Origin of the sequence: Streptomyces acidicola (assembly GCF_009377235.1) — a bacterium.
In the GTDB taxonomy this organism is placed as follows: Bacteria; Actinomycetota; Actinomycetes; order Streptomycetales; family Streptomycetaceae; genus Streptomyces; species Streptomyces acidicola.
In genome coordinates this window covers 1-5,739 of record NZ_VMNX01000386.1, presented here as the reverse complement: position 1 = coordinate 5,739, position 5,739 = coordinate 1, and the positions used below count along the sequence as shown (strand labels likewise).

Annotated in this window: 8 protein-coding genes; 5 read left to right on the top strand and 3 right to left on the bottom strand. The window is 70.7% G+C overall.

Annotation, left to right across the window (positions count from 1 at the left end; all coding sequences use genetic code 11):
* Positions 1–238 precede the first annotated feature (238 nt).
* Positions 239–460 (bottom strand): hypothetical protein, encoded by a 222-nt coding sequence (locus FPZ41_RS44355; protein ID WP_152870332.1) that lies wholly within the window; start codon positions 458–460, stop codon positions 239–241.
* 150 nt (positions 461–610) lie between these two features.
* On the opposite strand from FPZ41_RS44355, the gene FPZ41_RS44350 reads away from it, so the two are divergent.
* Complete coding sequence (locus tag FPZ41_RS44350; RefSeq protein WP_152870329.1) at positions 611–2,167, top strand: carboxylesterase/lipase family protein; 1,557 nt, start codon at positions 611–613, stop codon at positions 2,165–2,167.
* A 71-nt stretch (positions 2,168–2,238) separates the two neighbouring features.
* The gene (locus FPZ41_RS44345) at positions 2,239–2,889 is read left to right on the top strand and encodes a DedA family protein (RefSeq protein WP_152870336.1); all 651 of its coding nucleotides are present in this window, start codon (positions 2,239–2,241) and stop codon (positions 2,887–2,889) included.
* Between the two features lie 28 nt (positions 2,890–2,917).
* On the opposite strand, the gene FPZ41_RS44340 is transcribed toward FPZ41_RS44345, so the two are convergent.
* On the bottom strand, positions 2,918–3,448 hold the full coding sequence (locus FPZ41_RS44340) for a gamma carbonic anhydrase family protein (RefSeq protein ID WP_152870327.1): 531 nt from the start codon (positions 3,446–3,448) through the stop codon (positions 2,918–2,920).
* A gap of 106 nt (positions 3,449–3,554) precedes the next feature.
* On the opposite strand from FPZ41_RS44340, the gene FPZ41_RS44335 reads away from it, so the two are divergent.
* Positions 3,555–4,358 carry an acyltransferase gene (locus tag FPZ41_RS44335; RefSeq protein WP_152870334.1) on the top strand — a complete coding sequence of 268 codons (804 nt, stop codon included), beginning with the start codon at positions 3,555–3,557 and terminating at the stop codon, positions 4,356–4,358.
* A 31-nt stretch (positions 4,359–4,389) separates the two neighbouring features.
* On the opposite strand, the gene FPZ41_RS49735 is transcribed toward FPZ41_RS44335, so the two are convergent.
* A complete protein-coding gene (locus FPZ41_RS49735; RefSeq protein ID WP_265584295.1) occupies positions 4,390–4,512 on the bottom strand; it encodes a hypothetical protein in 123 nt (40 codons plus the stop codon).
* Positions 4,513–4,531: 19 nt separating this feature from the next.
* Here FPZ41_RS49735 and FPZ41_RS44330 point away from each other — a divergent pair, with 19 nt between their 5' ends.
* Together FPZ41_RS44330 and FPZ41_RS44325 are read left to right on the top strand one after the other, a co-directional pair.
* Positions 4,532–5,104 carry a helix-turn-helix domain-containing protein gene (locus FPZ41_RS44330; RefSeq protein WP_322621521.1) on the top strand — a complete coding sequence of 191 codons (573 nt, stop codon included), beginning with the start codon at positions 4,532–4,534 and terminating at the stop codon, positions 5,102–5,104.
* Between the two features lie 42 nt (positions 5,105–5,146).
* Positions 5,147–5,704, top strand: coding sequence for a YbaK/EbsC family protein (locus FPZ41_RS44325; protein WP_152870324.1), 558 nt, complete (start codon positions 5,147–5,149; stop codon positions 5,702–5,704).
* The last annotated feature ends 35 nt before the right edge of the window (positions 5,705–5,739 follow it).

Sequence of the window (5,739 nt, the reverse complement as noted above, 5' to 3'; positions counted from 1 at the left end):
GGCCGCATCGTTTCGCTGGAGCACTTCGGCGCTTCGGCCGACGGCAAGGTCCTCTTCCGCGAGTTCGGCTTCACTGCCGACAACATCACGGCGGCAGCCCAGGAATCCCTCGCCGCCGCCCAGCGCTCCTGACGATTGAGCTGGCCCTGGCACGGGTCGGCCCGTGTGCGGCTGCTGGGACGGCCCGTCCCAGCAGCCTCCCGCGTGCTGCTCAGTCGGCTGGTCAGTACCGGGCTGGTCAGTACCAGGCGGTGCTGGTCAGGGCGTGACCGTCGCAGGCGAGCAGGGCGCGCGACACACGGCCGCTGAGATTCGGAGCGGCCTGAGCGGTGGGCGGAGTGAGGGCCACCAGGACGGCGGCCCCACCGCGGAGAGCAGAGCACTGAGCGATCGACGAACCATGAGTGGACGCGTGGACGGGATCGCCGTTCGCCCTGTCCGTGCGGTTCCTCTTGTTCACTTCATTGACACGAGTCACTCCCGGTCATAGCTTTCGCGCCGGACCCATGGTGTCTGACGGCTTGTCAAGTTGCGTTGCGGTCGGTGCCTCGGTCCGAGATCCGCGACCGTGTACCACCATGGAGGTGATCAAGTGTTACGCCGACCAGCGATGCGCAGACTCGTCACCGGGCTGACCGCCCTCGCGGCCGCCCTCGTGGCCCCGTTGCCCGCCCAGGCGGCTCAGGACCCTGTTGTCGTACGCACCGACGCGGGCTGGGTCCGGGGTGAAACCACCGGTGAGGGACGGCAGTTCCTCGGGATCCCCTACGCCCAGCCGCCCGTCGGGAAACTCCGCTGGAAGGACCCGCGCCCCGTCCGCCCGTGGCAGGGCGTGCGTACCGCGGAGGACTTCGGCAACAGGTGTGTACAGGGCGCGAGCTGGGACCCGGGCTACGAGCAGCCCAGCCACACCGAGGACTGTCTCGACCTCAACGTGTACGTCCCCGAGGACTCCGTACGCCGTCCGGTCATGGTCTGGCTGCACGGAGGCGGGCTCACCGCGGGCGCCGGCGAGGACGTCGTGCCGGACACCTTCGCCCGGCAGACCGGCACGGTCGTCGTGACCGTCAACTACCGCCTGGGCGCCATGGGTTACCTCGCCACGGCCGGACTCGACGACGAGGCCCGCGACGGCGTCTCGGGCAACTTCGGGATGCTCGACCAGCAGGCCGCGCTGCGCTGGGTGCGCGCCAACATCGGCCGCTTCGGCGGCGATCCGGGCCGCGTCACCATCGCGGGCGAGTCGGCGGGAGGCCGCTCGGTCTGCTCCCAGCTGGCCTCCCCGGCCGGCAAGGGCCTGTTCCGGGCCGGCATCATCCAGAGCGGCGCGTACGGCGACTGCGTGGCCCGCGCTCACGACGAGGCGGCCGACCAGGGCGCGGCCTTCATGGAGAAGCTCGGCTGCGCGAGCCTGGCGTGCCTGCGCGACAAGTCCGCCGAGGAGGTCCTGGCCGCACAGCCGGGCTTCGACTGGGCACCCGTGACCGGCGGCGACTTCCTGCCCGTCCAGCCTGCCCAGGCGTTCGCCGAGGGTGCCGCCGCCCGCGTACCCGTCCTCAACGGCGCCAACAAGGACGAGGGACGGCTCTTCGCCTTCGGGCAGTTCGACGCGGGCGGCACCCCGCTCACCGCCGAGCAGTATCCCGCCGTCATGCGGGCGACCTTCGGCGAGCGCGCCCTGGAGCGCTATCCGCTGACGTCGCACCCCTCACCGACCCTCGGGTTCGGCGCCGCCATGGGCGACGTGCTGTTCGCCTGCCCCGCGCTCCGGCTCGACGACGTGCTCGCCGCCCGTGGACCGGTCTACGCGTACGAGTTCGCCGACCGCACCTCACCGCCCTTCGCCTCGCTGCGGAACCTCGGCACGGACTTCGACTTCGGGGCGACCCATGTCAACGAGGTGCAGTACCTCTTCAGGCACTTCGGCCTCGACACCCCGCTGAACGCCGAGCAGCGGGTGCTGTCCCGGCAGATGATCCAGTACTGGGGCTCGTTCATCCGTGACGGCGTGCCGCGTGCGGCAGGGCAGCCGTCACCGCCGGACGGGCGCGATGCCGTGCTCTCCCTGCGGACGGCCTCGGCGGGCGGCAACGTGGTGAGCACCACCGTGCACGGTGAGCACCAGTGCAACCTCTGGGACGCCCCTGCCGTCACAGTGAACAGGTAGGCTGCCCCGGCGTGCGCCCATGGCCGGGCGCACGCCGGAAGCGCAGGATCACTGCCATGGGAGGAGCGGCGTTGCACGTCCAGGAATGGCTCGAATCGGTGCCCCCGATCAGCATCTATCTGCTCGTGGGTCTGGTCATCGGCCTGGAGAGCCTGGGCATTCCGCTGCCCGGTGAGATCATCCTGGTCTCCTCGGCGTTGCTCGCCTCCCAGCACGGTGAGATCGACCCGTTCGTCCTCGGCGCGTGCGCCACCGCGGGCGCGATCATCGGGGACTCCATCGGATACGCGATCGGCCGCAAGGGCGGGCGCCCGCTGCTGGCCTGGCTCGGTGGGAAGTTCCCCAAACACTTCAGCGAGGGGCACATCGCGACCGCCGAGCGGTCCTTCGAGAAGTGGGGCATGTGGGCCGTCTTCTTCGGCCGGTTCGTGGCCCTGCTGCGCATCTTCGCCGGCCCGCTCGCGGGCGTGCTCCGGATGCCGTACTGGAAGTTCCTGACCGCCAACGTCCTCGGCGGCATCCTGTGGGCGGGCGGCACGACCGCGGTCATCTACTACGTGGGTGTGGTCGCCGAGGCCTGGCTCAAGCGGTTCTCGTGGCTGGGGCTGGTGGTGGCGGTGCTGTTCGGTGTGGGTTCCATGCTGATCCTCAAGCGCAAGGCGAAGAAGACGCAGGCCCAGGCCTCGGCGACCGATCCGGAGCCGGTGTCGGCCGCCGAGTAGAGGCCCCTGCCCCTACTCGGCGATGCCGTCATCCCCCATGCGCTTCCCGGTGCGTCCGAGCCAGTTCCACGTAGCCCGCCGCGTTGAGCGCGATCCCCTCCCGCTCCTCCTCCGTCAGCTCCCGCTTGACCTTCGCGGGCACCCCCGCGACAAGCGACCCCGGTGGTACCCGCATGCCCTGGGGCACGAGGGCCTGAGCGGCGACAAGGGACCCCGCGCCGATCACCGCCCCGTTCAGCACGGTCGCCCCCATTCCGATCAGGCAGTCGTCCTCGACGGTGGCCCCGTGCACCACCGCGTTGTGCCCGATCGAGACGCGCTCGCCGATGGAGATCGGGAAACCGGGGTCGACGTGGAGCGTGCAGTTGTCCTGCACGTTGCTTCCGGCCCCCACCACGATCGGTTCGAACTCGGCGCGCAGTACCGCGCCGTACCAGACGCTCGCCTCCGGGTGCAGCGTCACATCGCCGAGCACCACGGACGTCGGCGCCGCGAACGCCGCCTGATCCACCTTCGGGTCCTTGCCGCCCACGCCGGCGATCAGGGCCTCGTGCGTCATCGTTCACTCACTCCTCGTCTCGACGGGCTCGTCGGCTCGTCGGTAGAGGCACCGTAAGCCATCGGTGCCCTCCACCGTGGGGCGAAGATCACAGCCGTACGGCCTCATGGGCACGGCTGTCGCTGAGTACGGTGAGCGGGTGCCCGAGCGCAAGAACACGTTCTCATCCCGGCGTCGCCGTCTGGCGCAGCGCGCCGTCCATGCGGGCTGGGCCTGGGTGCAGCGCACGGGATCCGTGACCGCCGACCACCCCGGGCGGTTCCGTTTCGGCGCGATGGGAACAGGTACCAGGCTGGCCTTCCCGCTCGGCACGGTGTTCGGCGAGCCCTGGATCCACCTCGGCTCCCACTGCATCGTCGGTGAGCAGGTCACGCTGACCGCCGGGCTGATGCCCGACCTCGACCTCGGCCCCGACCCCATCCTGCACATCGGCGACGGCGTCGTCCTCGGCCGCGGCAGCCACGTCATCGCCGACACCACGGTCAGCGTCGGCAGCGACTGCTACTTCGGGCCGTACGTGTACGTGACATCCACGAACCACTCGTACGACGACCCCCACGAGCCCATCGGCAAGCAGTGGCCGCGCATGGAGCCGGTGTCGATCGGGCCCGGCTGCTGGATAGGGACCGGCGCCGTGATCCTCCCCGGGGCGAGGATCGGACGGAACGTGGTCGTGGCCGCGGGCGCGGTCGTCCGGGGTGCCGTGCCCGACCGCTCGGTGGTGGCCGGGGCGCCCGCCAGGGTCGTACGGAGCTGGGACCCGGTGGCGGGCTGGCAGCCTCCGCTGCGGACGCCGGCGCCGGTGCCGATCCCGGACGGGGTGACGCCGGAGCAGTTGCGGGCGCTGGGGGAACTGGGCGAGGGGGCCGCGAAGGCGCTGGCGGAGCCGGCCCAGCAGGGGGAGTCGTAGTCCCAGGGGAGTGTCGTGGGCCCCGGCCGGTTCAGGTGCCGTCGGCGGCGACGCCGCGAGGGACTGCGGGCAGAGCTGTCATGGGGGCGTCGCAGTACAGTGCGGTGAACATGGGGTGCACTACACGGTAGTTCATCATGTTGGACTCTCTCATTCAGAATATTGGACGGAATGTGTCGGACCTCGACCTGCTGACCCAGTCCCTGGCGCGAAACGTCAAGCGCTGGCGCGCCGAGCGCGGCTTCACGCTGGACGCGCTCGCCGCCCGGGCCGGAGTCAGCCGCGGCATGCTCATTCAGATCGAGCAGGCCCGCACCAATCCCAGCCTCGGTACCGTCGTCAAGATCGGCGACGCCCTCGGCGTCAGCATCACCACACTGCTCGACTACGAGCAGGGGCCCAAGGTCCGCGTCGTCCCGGCCAAGCAGGTGGTACGGCTGTGGCACACCGACGCGGGAAGCTACAGCAGGCTCCTCGCCGGTACCGAGGCGCCCGGCCCGCTGGAGATGTGGGAGTGGCGGCTGATGCCGGGCGAGAGCAGCCGGTCGGACCCGCACCCCGTCGGCACGGTCGAGATCGCCCATGTCACGGCGGGCGAGCTGACACTCACCGTCGAGGGCACGGAGTACCGCGTCCCGGCCGGCGACAGCGTCACCTTCGAGGCCAACGCCGCGCACATGTACGGCAATCAGGGCGACGTCCCGACGGAGATGGTGCTGACGGTGTCGGTGCCGCCCGTGCACTGAGACGCCGACTTGCCCGCCTGCGCGGCCTGTTAGCGTGCGGTCATGCGCGCACCCATCGGACACTTCGACCACGCGGCCCCCGCCCCCGACAGTCTGGACGACCTCACCGCCCCGGTCGCCGAGGCCGTACGGAACTGGAGCGGCAGCGTCCCCGCCGACCAGATCGTGTACGTCGACACCGACCCCGAGTGGGCCGACACCGCGGTGTTCGTCCAGCACTACGGGCAGGAGCTGCTCGAACAGTCCGCGAACTGCGTGGTCGTCGCCGGCAAGCGGGGCGGTGAGTCGACGCTGGCCGCGTGCGTCGTCCTGTCCACGACCCGCGTCGACGTGAACGGTGCGGTCCGGCGCCAACTCGGTGCCCGCAAGGCCTCGTTCGCCCCCATGGACACGGCGACCGGGGAGACCGGCATGGAGTACGGCGGCATCACGCCGATCGGACTGCCCGGTCGGTGGCCCGTGCTGGTGGACTCCGCGGTGGTCGACCTGCCGTACGTGCTCGTGGGCAGCGGCCGGCGGCGCGGGAAGTTGCTGGTGCCAGGAAAGGCGTTCGCGGAGCTGCCGAACGCGGTGGTACTGGAGGGGCTCGGGGTCGCCTGACGGGGACTGGGGCGGGGACTGTCTCTTATACACAA

Excerpts from the sequence above, each read along its gene's own strand:
- FPZ41_RS44325 (WP_152870324.1), top strand. The coding sequence starts at position 5,147 with ATGCGCGCACCCATCGGACACTTCGACCACGCGGCCCCCGCCCCCGAC.
- FPZ41_RS44340 (WP_152870327.1), bottom strand. The coding sequence starts at position 3,448 with ATGACGCACGAGGCCCTGATCGCCGGCGTGGGCGGCAAGGACCCGAAG.
- FPZ41_RS49735 (WP_265584295.1), bottom strand. The coding sequence starts at position 4,512 with ATGAGAGAGTCCAACATGATGAACTACCGTGTAGTGCACCCCATGTTC.
- FPZ41_RS44335 (WP_152870334.1), top strand. The coding sequence starts at position 3,555 with ATGGGCACGGCTGTCGCTGAGTACGGTGAGCGGGTGCCCGAGCGCAAG.
- FPZ41_RS44350 (WP_152870329.1), top strand. The coding sequence starts at position 611 with ATGCGCAGACTCGTCACCGGGCTGACCGCCCTCGCGGCCGCCCTCGTG.